16 protein-coding genes are annotated in these 18842 nt (G+C 66.0%); 6 read left to right on the forward strand and 10 right to left on the reverse strand.

The features are described 5' to 3' along the window. The first annotated feature begins 85 nt into the window (after positions 1–85). Positions 86–610: a ribosome biogenesis factor YjgA gene (gene yjgA / locus C167_RS0110105; protein ID WP_017518156.1), complete on the forward strand. Its 525-nt coding sequence runs from the start codon at positions 86–88 to the stop codon at positions 608–610. A gap of 40 nt (positions 611–650) precedes the next feature. Here the strand turns inward: yjgA and tldD are convergent, their stop codons facing one another. The 8 genes from tldD to mreB form a co-directional block, all read right to left on the reverse strand. Continuing rightward, positions 651–2093: a metalloprotease TldD gene (gene tldD / locus C167_RS0110110; protein ID WP_017518157.1), complete on the reverse strand. Its 1443-nt coding sequence runs from the start codon at positions 2091–2093 to the stop codon at positions 651–653. A 2-nt stretch (positions 2094–2095) separates the two neighbouring features. Then, positions 2096–2944, reverse strand: coding sequence for a carbon-nitrogen hydrolase family protein (locus C167_RS0110115; RefSeq protein WP_017518158.1), 849 nt, complete (start codon positions 2942–2944; stop codon positions 2096–2098). Positions 2945–2998: 54 nt separating this feature from the next. Then, the gene (locus tag C167_RS0110120; protein ID WP_017518159.1) at positions 2999–6817 is read right to left on the reverse strand and encodes a YhdP family protein; all 3819 of its coding nucleotides are present in this window, start codon (positions 6815–6817) and stop codon (positions 2999–3001) included. Positions 6818–6975: 158 nt separating this feature from the next. Continuing rightward, positions 6976–8433 carry a ribonuclease G gene (gene rng, locus C167_RS0110125; protein ID WP_017518160.1) on the reverse strand — a complete coding sequence of 486 codons (1458 nt, stop codon included), beginning with the start codon at positions 8431–8433 and terminating at the stop codon, positions 6976–6978. A gap of 47 nt (positions 8434–8480) precedes the next feature. Beyond that, a complete protein-coding gene (locus C167_RS0110130; RefSeq protein WP_017518161.1) occupies positions 8481–9065 on the reverse strand; it encodes a Maf family protein in 585 nt (194 codons plus the stop codon). 60 nt (positions 9066–9125) lie between these two features. Next, positions 9126–9614, reverse strand: a complete 489-nt coding sequence (gene mreD / locus C167_RS0110135) for a rod shape-determining protein MreD (protein ID WP_017518162.1) — start codon at positions 9612–9614, stop codon at positions 9126–9128. Next, positions 9614–10636, reverse strand: a complete 1023-nt coding sequence (mreC, locus tag C167_RS0110140) for a rod shape-determining protein MreC (protein WP_235154307.1) — start codon at positions 10634–10636, stop codon at positions 9614–9616. Before mreC ends, mreD begins: the two co-directional genes overlap by 1 nt. Positions 10637–10767: 131 nt before the next feature. Continuing rightward, entirely contained in the window at positions 10768–11805 is a 1038-nt protein-coding gene (gene mreB / locus C167_RS0110145; RefSeq protein WP_017518164.1) for a rod shape-determining protein MreB, read from the reverse strand. A 238-nt stretch (positions 11806–12043) separates the two neighbouring features. Between mreB and gatC the strand changes: the two genes are divergently transcribed. From gatC to C167_RS0110170, 5 genes are read left to right on the forward strand one after another with little or no spacing between them, the layout of a single operon-like run. After that, complete coding sequence (gene gatC, locus C167_RS0110150) at positions 12044–12331, forward strand: Asp-tRNA(Asn)/Glu-tRNA(Gln) amidotransferase subunit GatC (RefSeq protein WP_017518165.1); 288 nt, start codon at positions 12044–12046, stop codon at positions 12329–12331. Between the two features lie 19 nt (positions 12332–12350). Next, positions 12351–13805 (forward strand): Asp-tRNA(Asn)/Glu-tRNA(Gln) amidotransferase subunit GatA, encoded by a 1455-nt coding sequence (gatA, locus tag C167_RS0110155; RefSeq protein WP_017518166.1) that lies wholly within the window; start codon positions 12351–12353, stop codon positions 13803–13805. 14 nt (positions 13806–13819) lie between these two features. Further along, the gene (gene gatB, locus C167_RS0110160; protein ID WP_017518167.1) at positions 13820–15265 is read left to right on the forward strand and encodes an Asp-tRNA(Asn)/Glu-tRNA(Gln) amidotransferase subunit GatB; all 1446 of its coding nucleotides are present in this window, start codon (positions 13820–13822) and stop codon (positions 15263–15265) included. Positions 15266–15319: 54 nt separating this feature from the next. Further along, positions 15320–15703, forward strand: a complete 384-nt coding sequence (locus C167_RS0110165) for a septal ring lytic transglycosylase RlpA family protein (RefSeq protein ID WP_017518168.1) — start codon at positions 15320–15322, stop codon at positions 15701–15703. 59 nt (positions 15704–15762) lie between these two features. Then, on the forward strand, positions 15763–16104 hold the full coding sequence (locus C167_RS0110170) for a carboxymuconolactone decarboxylase family protein (protein ID WP_051167956.1): 342 nt from the start codon (positions 15763–15765) through the stop codon (positions 16102–16104). 272 nt (positions 16105–16376) lie between these two features. Here C167_RS0110170 and C167_RS0110175 read toward each other — a convergent pair whose 3' ends face one another. Next, on the reverse strand, positions 16377–17192 hold the full coding sequence (locus tag C167_RS0110175; protein ID WP_026078941.1) for a YfaP family protein: 816 nt from the start codon (positions 17190–17192) through the stop codon (positions 16377–16379). 5 nt (positions 17193–17197) lie between these two features. Further along, positions 17198–18841, reverse strand: a complete 1644-nt coding sequence (locus tag C167_RS0110180) for a DUF2300 domain-containing protein (protein WP_017518171.1) — start codon at positions 18839–18841, stop codon at positions 17198–17200. Position 18842: the final 1 nt, after the last annotated feature.

Below are 18842 nucleotides of genomic sequence, written 5' to 3' on the forward strand. Positions count from 1 at the left end.
GCCATCAGGCGGCTGCGACCGGCGCGGGCCGGACAAGCGGCCCCTGACTCGTTATCATGGCGGCGTTTTCAACGAGACCCCCGCCATGGCTGAAATTCACGATGACGGCTCGTCCTTCGATGAGAAGAGCAAGTCGCAAGTAAAACGCGAAATGCACGCGCTGCAGGAGCTCGGCGAGCGCCTGACCACGCTCAAGGCCGACATGCTCGACCGCATGCCGCTCACCGACCCACTGCGCCGCGCACTGGAAGAAGCTCCCAAGCACAAGGCCAACGCCGCCAAGAAACGCCACCGGCAGTTCATCGGCAAGCTGATGCGCGACCAGGACGTCGAAGCCATCCTCGCCCTGCTGGAACAGGTAGATACCTCCACCCGCCAGTACAACGAGCGCTTCCACGCCCTGGAGCGTTGGCGCGACCACCTGATTACCGGTGGTGACGCAGCGCTGTCCGCCTTCTTCGGCGAATACCCGGAAAGCGACCGCCAGCACCTGCTCCAACTGATCCGCCACGCCCAGCACGAGGCGGCTCACAACAAGCCTCCGGCCGCAGCGCGGAAGATCTTCAAGTACATCCGCGAGCTGGACGAGATCAAGCGCGGCCTGCGCTGAGCGGCCGCCCCCATCCTTCCCAGCCCTACCGGCAACGGCCTCAGGCGCCCGTGCCGCCGACGGTGATGGCGTCGATCTTCAGGGTCGGCTGGCCGACACCGACCGGCACGGACTGGCCGTCCTTGCCGCAGGTGCCCACGCCGCTGTCCAGCGCCAGGTCGTTGCCGACCATGGATACCCGGCTCATCACTTCCGGACCGTTGCCGATCAGGGTCGCGCCCTTCACCGGGCGGGTGATCTTGCCGTTTTCGATCAGGTACGCCTCGCTGGTGGCGAAGACGAATTTGCCGCTGGTGATGTCCACCTGGCCGCCGCCGAGGTTCGCACAGTAGATGCCGCGCTCGACGCTGGCGATGATTTCCTGCGGATCGCTCTGCCCGGCCAGCATGTAGGTGTTGGTCATACGCGGCATCGGCAGGTGCGCATAGGACTCGCGACGGCCGTTGCCGGTGCGCGCCACACCCATCAGGCGGGCGTTGAGCTTGTCCTGCATGTAACCCTTGAGGATGCCGTTCTCGATCAGCACGTTGCAGTGGGTTGGCGTGCCTTCATCGTCCACCGACAGCGAACCGCGGCGGCCGGCGATGGTGCCGTCGTCGACGATGGTGCACAGGCTGGAAGCGACCTTCTCGCCGATACGGCCGCTGTAGTTCGAGCTGCCCTTGCGGTTGAAGTCGCCTTCCAGGCCGTGGCCCACGGCTTCGTGCAGCAGCACGCCGGACCAGCCGGCGCCCATCACCACCGGCAGGCTGCCAGCGGGCGCGGGAACGGCCTCAAGATTGACCAGCGCCTGGCGCAGCGCCTCGCGGGCGTAGCTCATGGCGCGGTCTTCCTGAAGGAAGTACTTGTAGTCGGTACGACCGCCGCCGCCGTGACCGCCACGCTCGCGGCGGCCGTTCTGCTCGACAATGACGCTGACGTTGAAGCGCACCAGCGGGCGGATGTCCGCCGCCAGCGAGCCGTCCGCCGCGGCGATCAGCACCTGGTCCCAGACGCCCGCCAGACTGACGGTGACCTGCTGGATTCGCGGGTCGAGGGCGCGCGTGGCGGCGTCGATCTTCTGCAGCAGCTCCACCTTCTCGGCGCGGCTCATCACATCCAGTGGATTCTCGCCGGCGTACAGGCGCGTCGGCACCACGGCCTGGAAGGCCTGCACCTTGCCGTTCTGCCCGGCGCGGGAAATCGAACGAGCGGCACGAGCAGCCTGGATCAGCGCCTCCTGGTTGATCGCGTTGCTGTAGGCGAAGCCGGTCTTCTCACCGGACTGCGCGCGCACGCCGACGCCCTGGTCCATGTGGAAGCTGCCTTCCTTGACGATACCGTCCTCCAGCATCCAGGACTCGGAGATCTGGCTCTGGAAGTAAAGGTCGGCGGCGTCGATGCCGGGCCCGCTCAGCTCATGCAGGATCGGCGACAGCTGGTCGATATCCAGACCACCGGGGGCCAGCAGGTGCTGACTGACGGATGACAACAGTTCGCTCATATTCACTCCGTGCGCGCCGGTCGTGGTTCGACCGGCGGGAAAAATCTTCGGTGCCGGGCAATCGGCATGCGCTGCCGGACCGCCGCCTGTTCTTCGCTGTCGCGCTCGGCCAGCAGCACGGCCTCGCCCTTGGCCTGTTCGGCGAGGATACGCCCCCAGGGATCGACGATGGCCGACTGGCCCCAGGTTTCCCGTCCCTTGGGGTGGGTGCCGCCCTGCCCGGCCGCCAGCACGTAGCACTGGGTTTCGATGGCGCGGGCACGGACGAGGATTTCCCAGTGCGCCGCGCCGGTCACCGCGGTGAAGGCGGCAGGGGCGCTGATCAGTTCCGCGCCGGCCTCGCGCAGCGCGGTGTAGAGCTCAGGGAAACGCAGGTCGTAGCAGACCGTCAGCCCCAGCCGCCCAACCGGCGTATCCGCCACTACCACGCGCTGGCCGAAGGCGTAGTCGTCCGACTCGCGATAGCGGCCACGGGTGTCGGCGACGTCCACGTCGAACAGGTGCAGCTTGTCGTAGCGCGCCACCACTTCGCCTCGCTCGTCCACCAGCAGCGAACAGGCATTGGCCTTGGCGTCCGGCTGGCCTTCGGGCGGCAGCGGCAGGGTGCCCGCGACTATCCACAACCTGAGGTCGCGGGCGGTGCTTTTCAACCAGGGCAGGATCGGACCTTCCCCCTGGGCTTCGGCGCGGCCGATCTCGGCGAGGTCGCGGCGGCCCATGGCGGCGAAGTTTTCCGGCAGCACGGCAAGGCGCGCGCCGCGCTCGGCGGCCTGTTCGAGCAGGCGACGGGCGGCGGCGAGATTGGCCGGGACATCGTCCTGGCTGACCATCTGGATGACGGCAATGGACATGGCTAGCTCCGGTAATGCCTGGGTTTCATGCTAACCGATGCCCGGCCAGTCTGCTCAATGAGGTTTTTCGAAGGGTTTCTCGAAAGCGATGGTGGGGCTCTGCCACGGGCCCTTGACGCTGTACTGCACGCTGGCGAAGCGCGCGACCCTGTCGCCCAGCAGCTTGTCCACCACGAACAGCGCGCCACCAATGGCCGGCGCGCCGACGATCAGCGCCGCCAGCGGCAGGTTATTGGTCACCGGCAAGGTCACCAGCAACTTGGCGTCGATCTGGTCGTGGGCCAGGTCCAGAGTGCCGTTGAGCTCCAGGTTGCTAGACGGGCCGTCCAGCCGCAGCGGCTCACGGGTGAAATAGACGCCGTCGGTGGCGGTAAGCACGCCCTTCACGCGGTCGTAGCTCAGGCCTTTGCCGAGCAGGTCGGAGAAGTCCAGGCGCAGGCGGCGGTTGATGGCGTTGAAGTTGAGCAGGCCGAACACGCGCAGGGCGTTGGCGCCGCCTTCCACTTCGACGAACTGGCCCTTGCGAAGGCTGGCGTCGAGGGTGCCGCCGAAGCGTCGCAGGTTCAGGGCCGCCGGGGAGCCCGGCCAGTTGCCATTGATGTCTACGCGAAAGCGCTCGCTGGTCACGCTGGGAGCGAAATCCCAGGCCTTGAGCACGTCGCCCATGTTCTTGCCTTCGAGCTGGCCCTGGAAGGTACTGCGGGCGCTGGCTTCCATGCCGTCCCAGCGCAGGCTGCCCTTCACCGACAGGCCGCGAAGGTCCAGGTTGACGTTATTGAAGCCGAGGCCGGTGGGCGTCGGTCGCACATTGAAGCTCCAGGCGCCGACCGGCTTGCCGGCCTTCAGCACCTGGCGAATAGTCACATCCATCGGCGGCAGCGTGCGCGGGTCGATCTTCGCCAGTGGGTCCGGCGCTTCCACCGCCTTCTCGGAGTCGATGGCCTCGCCCTTGGGCAGGTCGATGCGGTCCAGGGCGATCTGGATCGGCTTTACCTTGCTGTCGGGCAAGGTGACCTTTCCCGAGGCCAGCGAGCTGACCACACCGATCTGCCAGCTGCTGTCGACCCGGGCAAGGTCCAGCGTGAGGTTTTCCAAGGTCTGGCCGAAGCCCTTGAAGCGGCCGATCTGCAGGTCAGCGCCACGCAACAGACCCGCTGCGCCTTCGACGCCAGTGTTGGAGTACTTTTTCGCGACGGCCATCCAGGCGTCGGCATCGACCTCGTCGACTTTCCCGCGCACCTGCACGCCGTTCCAATTCGGCAGCACGGCGGGGTCGCCCCCCAGGCGCAGCACACCTCGGCCGGCGAGCGGCTGATCCGCCGGAGCGGCATACGCCAGGCTGGCGCGATCACCGTAGGTAGCCCAGTAGCGCCGCTCGGCGCCGTCCAGAGTCATACGCCATTCGCTGTCGCGGGTTTCCTGTGCGGCCTTGCCCAGCGGAGCCGGCAGATCGATAGTGACGCCCTGCAGGTTGGAAGCCACCTGCAACTGGCTGTCCTTGCCGTCGAGCAGCAGGTTGAGCTGGAACGGCACGCGGCCGTCCACCGGCAGTTGCTTCTGCACCTTGCCCCAGTCGAGCAGGGTCTTGATCGGTACCTGGCCGCCGACCAGCACACGCGTGCGGGGTACGCCATTGCGGCCTTCGGCGCGGATGCTGCCGGTCACGCGCGAACCCAGCACCAGGGCGGCGACGTTCTGCCCACTCAGGCCGCTGTCGGTGTCGTAGCGGAACTTGCCCTTGACCTGCTCGAGGTCCAGCTCGGGCTTGGCAATCTTCAGCCGAGCCTTGTCGGTGTCGAAGTCGACTATCACCCGCGCCTTGCTCGCCTCGCCCTTGGCCAGGGGAATGTCGAGGTTGAGGTGGCCGTTCAGGTCGCCCGAGCCTTCCCAACCGGCGAAGGTGTGGGTCGCGCCGATGGGCGAGTCCTGGAGGATCTTCAGGCCATCGACGAGGTTGCTTTCGATGTCGCCGTTCACGTGCAGGTGGGCCACCTCGCCCGGATTGGAGTGAGGGATCTCCACCGAAACATCGCGCACCCGGCTATTGAGAATTTGCCCGCTGGTCGCGTTGATGCTGACGCCGGTGTCCTCGACGCGCACTTCGCCCTCGGCCTTGCTCAGGCCCGGCCAGCCCGGCTGATAGTCGAGCACGCCGTCGTGGACCTTGAAGTACAAGGTCATGGCATGGGCCTCGGGTGCCGAGTGTTTTTGCAGCGAGCCCTGCCAGAGGAAGTAGCCCTGCTCGATGCGGCCGCTCTTGATCGAGCCCTTGAGCCAGGCGGCGAGGTCCTTGCTCATCTGCGGGATGACAGTGGGCAGGTACTTGCCGGTGTAGCGCGCGTCGCCGTTACTCATGCCGACGCGCAGGTCCATGTAGTCCTCGAGCTCCGGGTCGCGCATCAGGCGAATCAGCATGTCGCCGGCGAGGGTGCCCTCCTCGCCTTCCACCTGCATCAGGTGGCTGCCGAGGGTGAAGGCTTCGTCGTTGAGCTGGAAGAACATCCGGGCATGGGCGCTGCGGTAGCGCCAGGGCTCGGGGAACAGGGTCGCGAGGTGCAGCATGAAGTCCTGGGCGTTGGCATCGAGCGTGCCGCCGCCCAGGTTTCCACTGAAGGTGCCGTCGACGTTGGCCACCGCGGGCACATCATGGAAGGCGCTTACGCCGACCTTTTCCAGGTTGGCGGCGTAGGCCACGCGCTCGGCGCCTTCACGTTGCGGCCAGTAGTCGAAGTTGACATTGTGCAGCACGCCGTGTGGCTTCAAGCCGTCCAGCCATTCGACGGCCTTGTCCGGCAGCGGCGCCAGGGCGGTGATGGTCGGCCCCAGTGGCGTCAGGTCGAGGCGGTCGGCGCGCAACTGCCAGTGTTCCTCGCCTTTCACGCGGCGGGAAAGCTCCATTTCCACTTCACCCCAGCGGGTGTCGCCGAGGTTCGCCGCCAGGTCGGCGACACGCAGGTCAAGGTCGTCACCCTTTTTCTGGAAGAACAGCGTGACGCCCAGGTCGCTGAGGCTGACCGGCTTGCGGTCACCCAGCGCGGCTTCGATCTTCGGCGCATTCAGGCGCGCCACGGCAGCTACCGGTACGCCCTGGTCGACGGTCGCCCAGAATTCGCCGCCAGCCTTGGCCTGGGACAGCTTCCAGGCACCGGTAAGGCGTTCGGGCAGCCACTTGGCCCAGTCAGCCTGAGGCAGGCTGAGGTATAGCTCGGCTGAGCTCTTCGCCCAGTCGTCTCGGTTCAGGCGGGTATCCAATCGAGCCGCCACTGGCTCGCCGCTGGGCAAGCTCAGGCGCGCTTCCAGGCGCTGGCGGCTGCCGCTGCGCAGCGTCATGCCCACATAAGACAGCGACAGCGGATTGGCCTGTTGCGGCAGCACGGTCAGCTGGCTATCCATCAACGACAGGCGACGTGGAGTGAGCAACAGGTCGATGAGCTTGCGCGGATCGGTGTCGCCGCCACGGCTGGGCAGGCCGTCGGCGTGCCACTTGCCGTCCTCGTCCTCGCGCAAGGTCAGGTGCAGGCCTTCCAGCTCCAGGCTGTCGATGCGCGGTTGGCGCGCCATCACGCTGCCGAGAATATCCGGAGTCAGGCGCACGCGCTCCAGGCGCAGCGAATCGCTGCCATCACCCAATTGGATGTCGCGCACCACGATGATCGGGCTGAAGGCATGCCAGTGCCCCTCCAGCGCGCCGACGGTTACCGGCAACCCCAACTGTTCACTGGCCTTCTGCGCCAGCTCGTCGCGGTACTCCGCCACCAGCGGCACCAGTTGCCGGCCGAGGCTGACGTACAGCGCAAGCAGCACCAGGCCCAGCGCCAGAAGGCCCAGGACGATACGCAGGGAAGTGGCGAACAGGCGACCGGCGCGTTCCATGTCAGTCGGCTGCCTGTGAAGCGAAACAAAGGGTCATCGAGCGGCCTCCCAGCCATGCAAGGTCGAACCAGGTCTGACAGTGTGCGTCAGGCAAAGCTCCGAAAAACCCCATTGCACAGCGGCCTCCTGCCGGAATTCCACGTTGTGCGACCCGCGACTCAAAGCAGGACCACGTCGTACTGCTCCTGGGAATACATGGCCTCGACCTGGAACTTGATGGGGCGGCCGATGAACAGCTCCAGATCGGCGACGTTGCCCGACTCCTCGTCGAGCAGGCGATCAACGACCTTCTGGTTGGCCAGCACCAGGTAGGAATCGGCCTGGTAGGCGCGCGCCTCGCGGAGGATTTCGCGGAATATTTCGTAGCAGATGGTCTCGGGTGTCTTCAGCATGCCGCGCCCCTGGCAGCTCGGGCAGGGCTCGCAGAGCACCTGGACCAGGCTTTCGCGGGTGCGCTTGCGGGTCATCTGCACCAGGCCCAGCTCGGTGATGCCGATGATGTTGGTCTTGGCATGGTCGCGTTCGAGCTGCTTCTCCAGGGTCCGCAGGACCTGTCGGCGGTGCTCTTCGTCTTCCATGTCGATGAAGTCGATGATGATGATCCCGCCCAGGTTGCGCAGGCGCAGTTGGCGAGCGATGGCGGTGGCCGCCTCGAGGTTGGTCTTGAAAATGGTCTCTTCGAGGTTGCGGTGACCGACGAAGGCGCCGGTGTTCACGTCGATGGTGGTCATCGCCTCGGTCGGGTCGATGATCAGGTAGCCGCCGGACTTGAGCAGCACCTTGCGCTCCAGCGCCTTCTGCACCTCGTCCTCGACGCCGTAGAGATCGAAGATCGGCCGCTCACCCGGGTAGTGCTCCAGGCGGTCGGCGATTTCCGGCATCAGTTCGTCGACGAACTGCGTGATCTTCTGGAAGTTCTCCCGGGAATCGACGCGGATCTTCTCGATACGCGGGTTCACCAGGTCGCGCAGGGTGCGCAGGGCCAGGGAGAGGTCTTCGTAGATCATCGTCGGCGCACCGACGGTCTGGATCTGCGCGTCGATCTGATCCCATAAACGGCGCAGGTAGCGGATATCGGCGAGGATCTCGTCCTCGCCGGCGCCCTCGGCCGCCGTACGCAGGATGAATCCGCCGCGCTCGACGATGCCTTCGGCCTCGACGCATTTGGCGACCACCTGCTTGAGGCGCTCGCGCTCGTGTTCATCCTCGATCTTCAGGGAAATGCCGACATGGCTGGTGCGTGGCATGTAGACCAGGTAGCGCGAGGGAATCGACAGGTGCGTGGTAAGGCGCGCGCCCTTGGTGCCGATGGGGTCCTTGGTGACCTGAACCACCAGGCTCTGCCCTTCGTGGACCAGCGCACCGATGCTCTCCACGGCGCTGCCCTCGCGGGTGGAAATCTCCGCGGCATGGATGAAGGCCGCACGCTCGAGGCCAACATCGACGAAAGCCGCCTGCATGCCGGGAAGCACGCGCACGACCTTGCCCTTGTAGATATTGCCGACTATCCCGCGGCGCAGGGTGCGCTCGACGTGGACCTCCTGCAGGACGCCGTTCTCCACCACCGCCACGCGCGATTCCATCGGCGTGATATTGATCAGGATCTCTTCGCTCATGCGCCCTTCCTTATCGCGCCCGGAGTCTTGCCAGCGCTACTTTCCGATCAAGACTGCCAGCTAGGAATGGAGAAGTCAGCCAGCAATGCAGAGGTTTCGCAAAGAGGCAGGCCGACCACGGCGCTGTAGCTGCCCTCGACGCGGCTGACGAAGACCGCCGCGAGCCCCTGGATAGCATAGCCACCGGCCTTATCCTGCGGTTCGCCGGTTTCCCAGTAGCGCTCGGCGTCCTCGACGGACACCTCGCGGAAAGTCACTCGGCTGCTGACCACGCGCGCCTCGCAACGATCCCGGTCGGCCACCGCCACAGCGGTCAACACTTCGTGTTCGCGGCCGGACAGCGCCTGCAGCATGACCAGGGCATCTTCGCGGTCCACGGGCTTGCCAAGGATGCGGCCATCCAGCACCACGGCGGTATCGGCGCCGAGCACACAGACGTCGGCACGCTGCGCGAGGAAGTTCAGCCCGGCCAGCGCCTTGCCGCGCGCCAGGCGCTCGACATAGGCCTGCGCGGACTCGCCGGACTCCGGCGTTTCATCGATGGACGCGGGCACTATGTGGAACGGCAGGCCGATCTGGGTAAGCAGCTCGCGGCGGCGCGGCGAACTGGAAGCGAGGTACAGCTGGGCCATAGAGACTCCGATGCGGATCCGCGCACTGCGGGCCCGGCGATTCCCCCGCAGCGGGGGCGATCAGTTGATGTTCAGGCGCAGCCGCAGGGCCCGCAGCAGCGTGTAGACCCAGGGCCAGAGCAAGGCGCTGATCAGTGCCGGCAGGAGGAACACCAGGGTCGGCGGGCGGTTGCCGGTCAGGGCACTGATCCACAGCTGGACCAGTTGGGCGAGACCGAACACCACCAGCAACACCAGGCATTGCTGCCAGATGGGGAACATGCGCAGGCGCTGGTGCAGCGACAGCACCAGGCAGATGATCAGGCTGAGGATCAGGGCGTTCTGCCCCAGCAGGCTGCCGTAGAGCACGTCTTCAGCGACGCCGAATACCCAGGCGGTGAGCATGCCAACCTTGTGTGGCAGGTAGAGCACCCAGTACGTCAGGAACATTGCCAGCCACAGCGGGCGGCCGATCTCCATGAAGCTTGGCATCGGCGCCACCGATAGCAGCAACGCTGCGAGCAGGGTAAGCCAGATCGCCCAGCCGTTGTTCGAGCCCTGCGCCGCCATCAGTGACGGGTCCTTGCATCCGGGTGCGATGCTGGCGCACCGGTAGGCGCGGCAGGGGCCGCGCCATTGGTAGCGGCCGGATGGACAGGCTGCGCGGCGGGAGCAGCAGGAGCAGCCGACTGCGCACCATCATGCGGCTGGGCTGCCGGAGCGCCCGGTGCAGGCAACGCCGGCGTGCCTGACTCGGCGGCCTTGCGGTCGGCCTCGGCCTGGGCCTCGGCGGCATCGGTGGCACGCTGCTCGGGGGTACGGCTGTCGCTGAAGACCAGCAACACGTAGCGGCTGCGGTTCATCTTGGCGGTCGGCACGGCGCGGATGGTGGCAAAGGGCCCGCCGGTATCGTGCTGCACTTCCTTTACCACCGCCACCGGATAACCGGCCGGGAAGCGCTGGCCAAGGCCGGAGCTGACCAGCAGGTCGCCTTCCTTGATGTCAGCGGTATCGGCCACGTAGCGCAGTTCCAGGCGTTCCGGGTTACCGGTGCCCACGGCGATGGCGCGCAGGCCATTGCGGTTCACCTGCACCGGAATGCTGTGGGTGGTATCGGTCAGCAGCAGCACGCGCGCGGTGTACGGCATCACCTCGACCACCTGTCCCATCAGGCCGCTGGCGTCGAGCACCGGCTGCCCCTGGAACACGCCATCCTTCTCGCCCTTGTCGATCAGGATGCGCTGGGTGAAGGGGTTCGGGTCGACCCCGATCAGCTCGCCCACCAGCACCTTGTCGTCGACCAGGGCTGAGGAGTTGAGCAACTCGCGCAGGCGCACGTTCTGTTCGGTGAGGGTGGCCAGCTTCTGCAGGCGACGCTGCATCAGCAACTGCTCGGCCTTCAGGCGCTCGTTCTCGGCCAGCAGCTCGCTGCGGCTGGTGAACTGGTCGCGCACCCCTTCCCAGGCGCGAACGGGGAAGTCGGCGATGCCATAGAAGGGACTCAGCACGAGGCCCAACTGGCTGCGTACCGGTTTCAGGTAATCAAAGCGGGCATCGACCACCATCAAGGCGACCGACAGGACGGCGAGCACCAACAGGCGCGCGCCCAGCGAGGGCCCTTTGGAGAATATCGGTTTGATGACCGGCTCCTAGCTGTGCAAAGTCGGTTGAAGTTTCACCCGCCAGGGCGAAACGTCAACCGACCTCTACAGGACTCCCCACCTTATTCGGTGGAAAGCAGGTCCATCGAATGACGGTCCATCATTTCCAGCGCCTTGCCGCCGCCACGGGCGACGCAGGTCAGCGGGTCTTCGGCGACGATCACCGGCAGGCCGGTTTCCTGCGCCAGCAGCTTGTCCAGGTCGCGCAGCAGCGCGCCACCACCGGTCAGCACCAGGCCGCGCTCGGCGATGTCGGACGCCAGCTCCGGCGGGGACTGCTCCAGTGCGCTCTTGACCGCCTGGACGATGGTCGCCAGGGATTCCTGCAGCGCTTCGAGCACTTCGTTGGAGTTCAGGGTGAAGCTGCGCGGTACGCCTTCGGCCAGGTTACGGCCACGAACGTCGACTTCGCGGACTTCGCCGCCCGGGAAGGCGGTGCCGATTTCCTGCTTGATGCGCTCGGCGGTGGATTCGCCGATCAGGCTGCCGTAGTTGCGGCGCACGTAGGTGACGATGGCTTCGTCGAAGCGGTCGCCGCCGACGCGGACGGACTCGGCGTAGACCACGCCGTTGAGGGAGATCAGGGCGATCTCGGTGGTGCCGCCGCCGATGTCGACGACCATGGAACCACGCGCCTCTTCCACCGGCAGGCCGGCGCCAATGGCCGCGGCCATCGGTTCTTCGATCAGGTACACCTCGCGTGCGCCAGCGCCCAGGGCCGATTCACGGATGGCGCGGCGTTCCACCTGGGTGGACTTGCACGGCACGCAGATCAGCACGCGCGGGCTGGGCTGCAGGAAGCTGTTCTCGTGAACCTTGTTGATGAAGTACTGCAGCATCTTCTCGCAGACGCTGAAGTCGGCGATCACGCCGTCCTTCATCGGACGAATGGCGGCGATATTGCCCGGGGTACGGCCCAGCATGCGCTTGGCTTCGGTACCGACCGCGACGACGCTCTTCTGGCTGCCATGGCTACGAATGGCGACCACGGACGGTTCGTTCAGGACGATGCCGCGCTCGCGCACATAAATAAGGGTATTGGCAGTGCCCAGGTCGATCGACAGATCACTGGAAAACATGCCACGCAGTTTTTTGAACATTGGAAAGAAACCCGTAGGTGGCGCGTGGGTGAAAAGTGCGCGGGTAAAAAAGTGCGGCAAACTCTAACAATCACGGGGGTTTTGGGCAAGGCGCCAATTTATGCTAGATTCCTCGTTTTTCGGGCCTGCAGGCCCGTCCCAGCGGCCTTCGACCGTCTGCCGCGGGTTCTGTTCCCTGCCCCCTCATTCCTTCCGGCCAGGTCCAGTTCGAACCGGGCCGCTCTAGCTGGAGACCCCGATGGCGCTTGAACGCTCCGACGTGGAAAAGATCGCCCACCTCGCCCGCCTGGGCCTGGAGGAAGCTGACATTTCGCGCACCACCGACACGCTCAACAACATCCTCGGCCTGATCGACGCCATGCAGGCGGTCGATACCGACGGCGTGGAGCCCCTGGCCCACCCGCTGGAAGCCACGCAGCGCCTGCGCGCCGACGAAGTCACCGAGGAGAACCGCCGCGAAGCCTACCAGGCCATCGCGCCGGCCGTGGAAGACGGCCTTTACCTCGTCCCGAAAGTCATCGAGTAAGCGCTAAGGACACGGACATATGCTGCATCAATTGACCCTCGCCGAGGTCGCCCGCGGACTCGCCGACAAGCAATTCTCCGCCCAGGAACTGACCACTGCCCTGCTCGCGCGCATCCAGCAGCTCGACCCGCAGCTGAACAGCTTCATCACCGTTACCGGGGAAAGCGCGCTGGCCCAGGCCAAGGCGGCCGACGAGCGGCGCGCCAAAGGCGAAGCCGGCGCCCTGCTGGGCGCACCGATCGCCCACAAGGACCTGTTCTGCACCCAGGGTGTGCGCACCAGCTGCGGCTCGAAGATCCTCGACGCCTTCGTCTCGCCCTACGATGCGACTGTCGTCGAACGACTGGCCGACGCCGGCGCCGTGAGCCTGGGCAAGCTGAACATGGACGAGTTCGCCATGGGCTCGGCCAACGAATCCAGCCACTACGGCCCGGTGAAGAACCCTTGGGACACCTCCCGCGTGCCGGGCGGTTCCTCCGGCGGTTCCGCCGCCGCCGTGGCCGCGCGCCTGATTCCGGCCGCCACCGGCACCGACACCGGCGGCTCGATCCGCCAGCCAGCCGCGCTGACCAACCTCACCGGCATCAAGCCGACCTACGGCCGCGTATCGCGCTGGGGCATGATCGCCTATGCCTCCAGCCTCGATCAGGGCGGTCCGCTGGCCCGCACTGCCGAGGACTGCGCGCTGATGCTCGGCGCCATGGCCGGCTTCGATCCGAAGGACTCCACCAGCGTCGACCAGCCGGTTGATGATTACCTGGCCGCCCTGGCCAAGCCGTTGACCGGCCTGCGCATTGGCCTGCCGAAGGAGTACTTCGGCGCGGGCCTGGACAGCCGCATCGCCGAGGCGGTGATGAAGGTGGTCGAGCAGCTCAAGCAGCTCGGCGCGGTGGTCAAGGACATCTCCCTGCCGAACATGCAGCACGCGATCCCTGCCTATTATGTGATCGCGCCCGCAGAAGCCAGCTCCAACCTGTCGCGCTTCGACGGCGTTCGCTACGGCTACCGCTGCGAGAATCCGAAGGACCTGCAGGACCTGTACAAGCGCTCCCGCGCCGAAGGCTTCGGCGCCGAAGTGAAGCGCCGCATCATGGTCGGTACCTACGCACTTTCCGCCGGTTACTACGACGCTTATTACCTGAAGGCTCAGAAGATTCGTCGTCTGATCAAGAATGATTTCGTCAGCGCCTTCGCCGAAGTCGACGTCATCCTCGGCCCGACCACGCCAAACCCGGCCTGGAAACTGGGCGAGAAGAACAACGACCCGGTCGCCCAGTACCTGGAAGACATCTACACCATCACCGCCAACCTCGCCGGCATTCCGGGCCTGTCCATGCCCGCGGGCTTCGTCGACGGCCTGCCGGTAGGTGTCCAACTGCTCGCGCCGTACTTCCAGGAAGGCCGCCTGCTCAACGTCGCGCACCAGTACCAACTGGCGACCGACTGGCACAAACAAGCACCGGCCGGGTTCTGAGGAAGGATTACGATATGCAATGGGAAACAGTAATCGGGCTGGAAATCCACGCACAGCTCTCCACCCAATCGAAGATCTTCTCCGGTAGCGCCACCACCTTCGGCGCCGCGCCGAACACCCAGGCCAGCCTGATCGACCTGGCCATGCCCGGCACCCTGCCGGTACTGAACCAGGAAGCCGTGCGCATGGCCTGCCAGTTCGGCCTGGCGATCAACGCCGAGATCGCCGAGCGCAACGTGTTCGCGCGCAAGAACTACTTCTACCCGGACCTGCCCAAGGGCTACCAGACCAGCCAGATGGACCACCCCATCGTCGGCAAGGGGCACCTGGACATCACCCTGGAAGACGGCACCGTCAAGCGCGTCGGCATCACCCGCGCGCACCTGGAAGAGGACGCAGGCAAGAGCCTGCACGAAGACTTCCACGGCATGAGCGGCATCGACCTGAACCGCGCCGGCACCCCACTGCTGGAAATCGTTTCCGAGCCGGATATCCGCAGCGCCAAGGAAGCCGTGGCCTACGTCAAGGCGATCCACGCACTGGTGCGCTACCTGGGCATCTGCGACGGCAACATGGCTGAAGGCTCGCTGCGTTGCGACTGCAACGTGTCGGTACGACCGAAGGGACAGGCCGAGTTCGGCACCCGGGCCGAGATCAAGAACGTGAACTCCTTCCGCTTCATCGAGAAGGCGATCAACCACGAAGTGCAGCGCCAGATCGAGCTGATCGAGGACGGCGGCAAGGTCGTGCAGGAAACCCGCCTGTACGACCCGAACAAGGACGAAACGCGCTCCATGCGCAGCAAGGAAGAAGCCAACGACTACCGTTACTTCCCCTGCCCGGACCTGTTGCCGGTGGTGATCGAGCGCGCCTTCCTCGACGACCTGCGCGCCAACCTGCCGGAACTGCCGGACCAGAAGCGCGAGCGCTTCGAGAGCCAGTACGGCCTGTCCGCCTACGACGCCAGCGTGCTGTCCGCCAGCCGCGAGATGGCCGACTACTTCGAACAGGTCCAGGCCATCTGTGGCGATGCCAAGCTGGCTGCCAACTGGGTGATGGGCGAGCTTTCCAGCCTGCTCAACAAGGACGGCCTGGAAATCGAACAGTCGCCGGTTTCCGCCGAGCACCTGGGCCAGATGATCCTGCGCTTGAAGGACGGCACCATCAACGGCAAGGCGGCCAAGACCGTGTTCGCCGCCCTGGCCGAGGGTGAAGGCTCGCCGGACGAGATCATCAAGGCCAAGGACCTGGTACAGAACACTGATTCCGGCGCCGTCGAGAAGCTGCTGGATGACGTACTGGCGGCCAACGCCGAGCAGGTCGAACAGTACCGCGCCAGCGACGAAGCCAAGCGCGGCAAGATGTTCGGCTTCTTCGTCGGCCAAGCCATGAAGGCCGCCAAGGGCAAGGCCAACCCGGCACAAGTGAACGAACTGCTGAAGAAGAAGCTCGAAGCCTGAGCCCACACTTCAACGACGCCGGGCTTGCCCGGCGTTTTTTCGTCCGGAGGTTCGATGCTGCGACCCATGGCCCTCGTCGGCTGCCTGGCCCTGCTGGCCGGCTGTAGCACCACGTCTTACGACAGCGGAACGGAGGTCTCCGGCCGCGGCTACCGCGCCGAAGGCACCGCGTCCTATTACGGCAAGGCGCACCATGGCAAGCGCACCGCCAGCGGCGAGCGCTTCAACCAGAATGCCCTGACCGCCGCGCACCGCACCCTGCCGTTCGGCACGCGGGTGCGGGTAACCAACCTCGACAATGACCGCAGCGTCGTGGTGCGCATCAACGACCGCGGACCATTCGGCCGCGGGCGGATCATCGATGTCTCGAAAGCCGCTGCCGAACAACTCAACATGCTGCGCACCGGTACTGCCCGGGTGCGTCTGGAAGGTCTCTGAAGGAGTCAGAAGTGAGCAACGACAATCGCAAGGCCGGCGAGCAGGTTCGCCGCGAAGTGATGGGCGACGCCTTCGTGGACCGCGCCCTGGGTAATGCCACCGAGTTCACCCAGCCGCTGCAGGACTTCGTCAACGAACACGCCTGGGGCGGCGTGTGGAACCGCGACGGCCTGCCGCGCAAGACCCGCAGCCTCATCACCCTGGCCGCGCTGACCGCGCTCAAGTGCCCGCAGGAGCTGAAAGGCCACGTGCGCGGCGCGTTGAACAACGGCTGCACGGTGGAGGAGATTCTTGAAGCGCTCCTGCATTGCGCGGTCTACGCTGGCGTCCCGGCGGCCATCGATGCCTTCCGCGCGGCGCAGGAAGTGATCGAGACGTGGCAGGCGGATCAGAAGGCTTGATATCCGACAGCGCCTGTTGGCGCTGTTCGCGGGCGTGGCCCGCTCATACAAGGGAGTGCGAAGCGCTGCGGTTCGCGAGCAAGCTCGCTCCTACGAAAAAACGTATTGCGCTCTGGCTCTAATGCCACGACGGCGAAAAACGCTGGCGCGTTATGTGCCCTACAAACCGAGCGTGACGTGATCCTGTAGGAGCGGACCCTGTCCGCGAAAGGTTCGACTCGCGCCGGAGGCCATCGCGGACGGAGTCCGCTCCTACGAAAGCGCTCTTGTCGTTACGGATAACTGAACCGCTTCACCAGCGTCAGCTCACCCGGCTGGCGCATCGGGATCAGGAAGGACTCCTGCTTCTCGTTCACCGTGCCCTCCTCCGTGACGATGGTGACCTGCGCCGTGGTCAGGGGCTTGGCCGCATTCACGTCGCCGGAGCTTTCGTCCGAACTCCAGCCGCCACCGTAGTAGTTCACGTAGACCAGGTACTGCCCCTTGAGCGGAGTCGGGCTGGCGATGATTTCCGGGCCATAGCCGGTGGTGACGTCGACATCCTGGGCCGCGCCGTTGGGCAGCGAGCGGTTGCCGTACCAGACGTGCCCGCCATCGGGCGTCACCAGGTGCAGGTCGAGGTCGGTATTGTCCGAATCCCAGGACAGCATGACCCGCAGCTTGGCCGCCACTTCTCCGCCCCCGCCACCGTGGTAGAACTGCACGCGCTTGCGCTGCTGGCCGTCCGGGCTGACGACTTCGACGCTGTTGGAGCCCGCCGGGAAGGCGAACGGACGGTCGAACCTGCCGTCGCCCTCGACCCGCATCGGCATGGCCACACCGTTGACCACCAGGCGCGCCGGCTCCTTGCTGTCCTTGGGCAGGCCCCGAATCTCGCCACGGATGCGCGCGGTAGCGGATTGGTCCTCCCGCGAGTTCACCGAGGACGCCGGGTAGTTCACCGTCTGCCGGAAGTCGGCCTTGTCGCCATCGCCCGAGCGCCAGCCGCCCAGAGGGGTATCCAGGCTGATCGGCGATTCGGCGGCCTGCACGCCCAGCGGGATCAGGCTGGCGAGCAGGGACAGGCGGAGCACGTGGGCGAGTTTCATGCTGATCATTCCAGTATCAGGCGACGGGCCAGGTCTTCCACGTAGCCCTCGTCTTGTCCATTGGGGTGCGCCTGGAAGGCCAGGTGCAGGTATTCATGAGCCAGGTCGAGGCGGTCCTGCTGGGAGTAAAGGCCGCGTACATAGATGCGCTGGCGTTCGCGGTCGACGTAGGGCCGGCCACTGCTCAGCCGGCACACGGCGAAGGACTGCAACTCTTCATAACCCGCCTCGCCTTCCAGGCGTGGTCGCCACTCGCGGCGCTGCACCTTGAGCCAACGCTCGGCCTCGGGCAGCGGCTGGCAGGCGGCGGTCGGGTTGCTCCAGCGGCTGAGACTGGTTCGCGGGAAAGCACGGGCGAGGATCGCGTCATAGCGCAGGCCCTTGGCCGCCTGGTCCTGGGCGTCGCGCCAGGACAGTTTCGACTGCCCTGCCTCGTCCGAATGGTAAGTAACGGTACCGCCGGCCAGCACCAGATCGGCGGTCCAGGCGGCGATGCCGCGCGCCGCCTCGCTGGCGGGGCGCGGAGCCACGCGCTGGCGCTGGCTGCTGTCGTCGATGCTCAGGCAATCACCGCGCGGGGCGCCGTTCTGCAACAGATAGGTGCGGATGGTCACCGCCAGCGCCTTGGCTGCTTCCGGCGGTGTGGCGGAAGCTTCGCGGTCGAGTACGCGGGCAACATATTCCTCGCGGGACAGGCGGGCCGTCAGGCGCGGCCCCTGCACATCGCGTTCAAGGAAAAGATCACTGCTGCTGTTCACTTCGAGTCGAACGCCATTGGCGAACAGCACGCTCTGCCGGCCCGCCAGCAGGCCTTCGGCTGCGGGTTGATTGCGTGCGCCATAGACCTCCTTCAGCGGATAGCGGCTGAACAATCCAACCTCGACGCAGCGCCCCGGATCGCGGGGCCAGGGCGCCGGCAGCGCGGCACCGATGGCGTTACCGTACTTGGCCAGCACCGTCTTGCTGGTGCCCGGTCCGCGCGCCCAGAGCGGCGTGCCGTCGATCAGCCAACCGGCAAAGCCGCCTTCGCGCTCGCCACCCTCGTCCCAACTCCAGGTTTTCACCCGCAGGCGTCCACCCAGGGCGGCGGGAGCGCGTCCGTCGTCGGCGGCCAGGCTGACATCGAGCAACACCTTGCGCGCCTGATCCTGGCCCGGCAGGTGCTGCAGTTGATCGAGCAGTTCGGTGACCGGCACTTCGGTCTGGGGTGCCAGTTTGTCCAGCTGGGTGACCCAGGCCGGCGCATGGCGCGCCTGCCAGTACTGCTGCCAGACAGAACCGTCGATGCCCAGGCGTTGCGGCTGGAAGTACAGGCCGCAGGACTTCACCAGCGCAGCGTCGCGCTCGATGCTCTGCCCTGTCGAACAGCAGTAGACCTCTTCCTTGCTTTCGCCACGGCACTCATAGGCCGGCTCTTGTTGGCCGGTGTCGCTGAGCCAGGCATAGACGAACAGCTTCCACAGGCTGCCCAGCGGAGCATGCAGCTCGGCCGGCAACGGCCGGCGATCGAGCACCTGCTGCGGCCCGAGCCGCAGCAGTTCGTCGCCCTGCGCGGTGCGCCAGGCCAGCTGTGCCTGCTCTTGCAGGCCGGGCGCCGCGAAGGCGCTCAGCGGCAACAGCAGGATCAGCCCGGCAAGGCGCGCGCGCATG

The organism is Pseudomonas nitroreducens TX1, from assembly GCF_000313755.1.
GTDB lineage: Bacteria > Pseudomonadota > Gammaproteobacteria > Pseudomonadales > Pseudomonadaceae > Pseudomonas > Pseudomonas nitroreducens_A.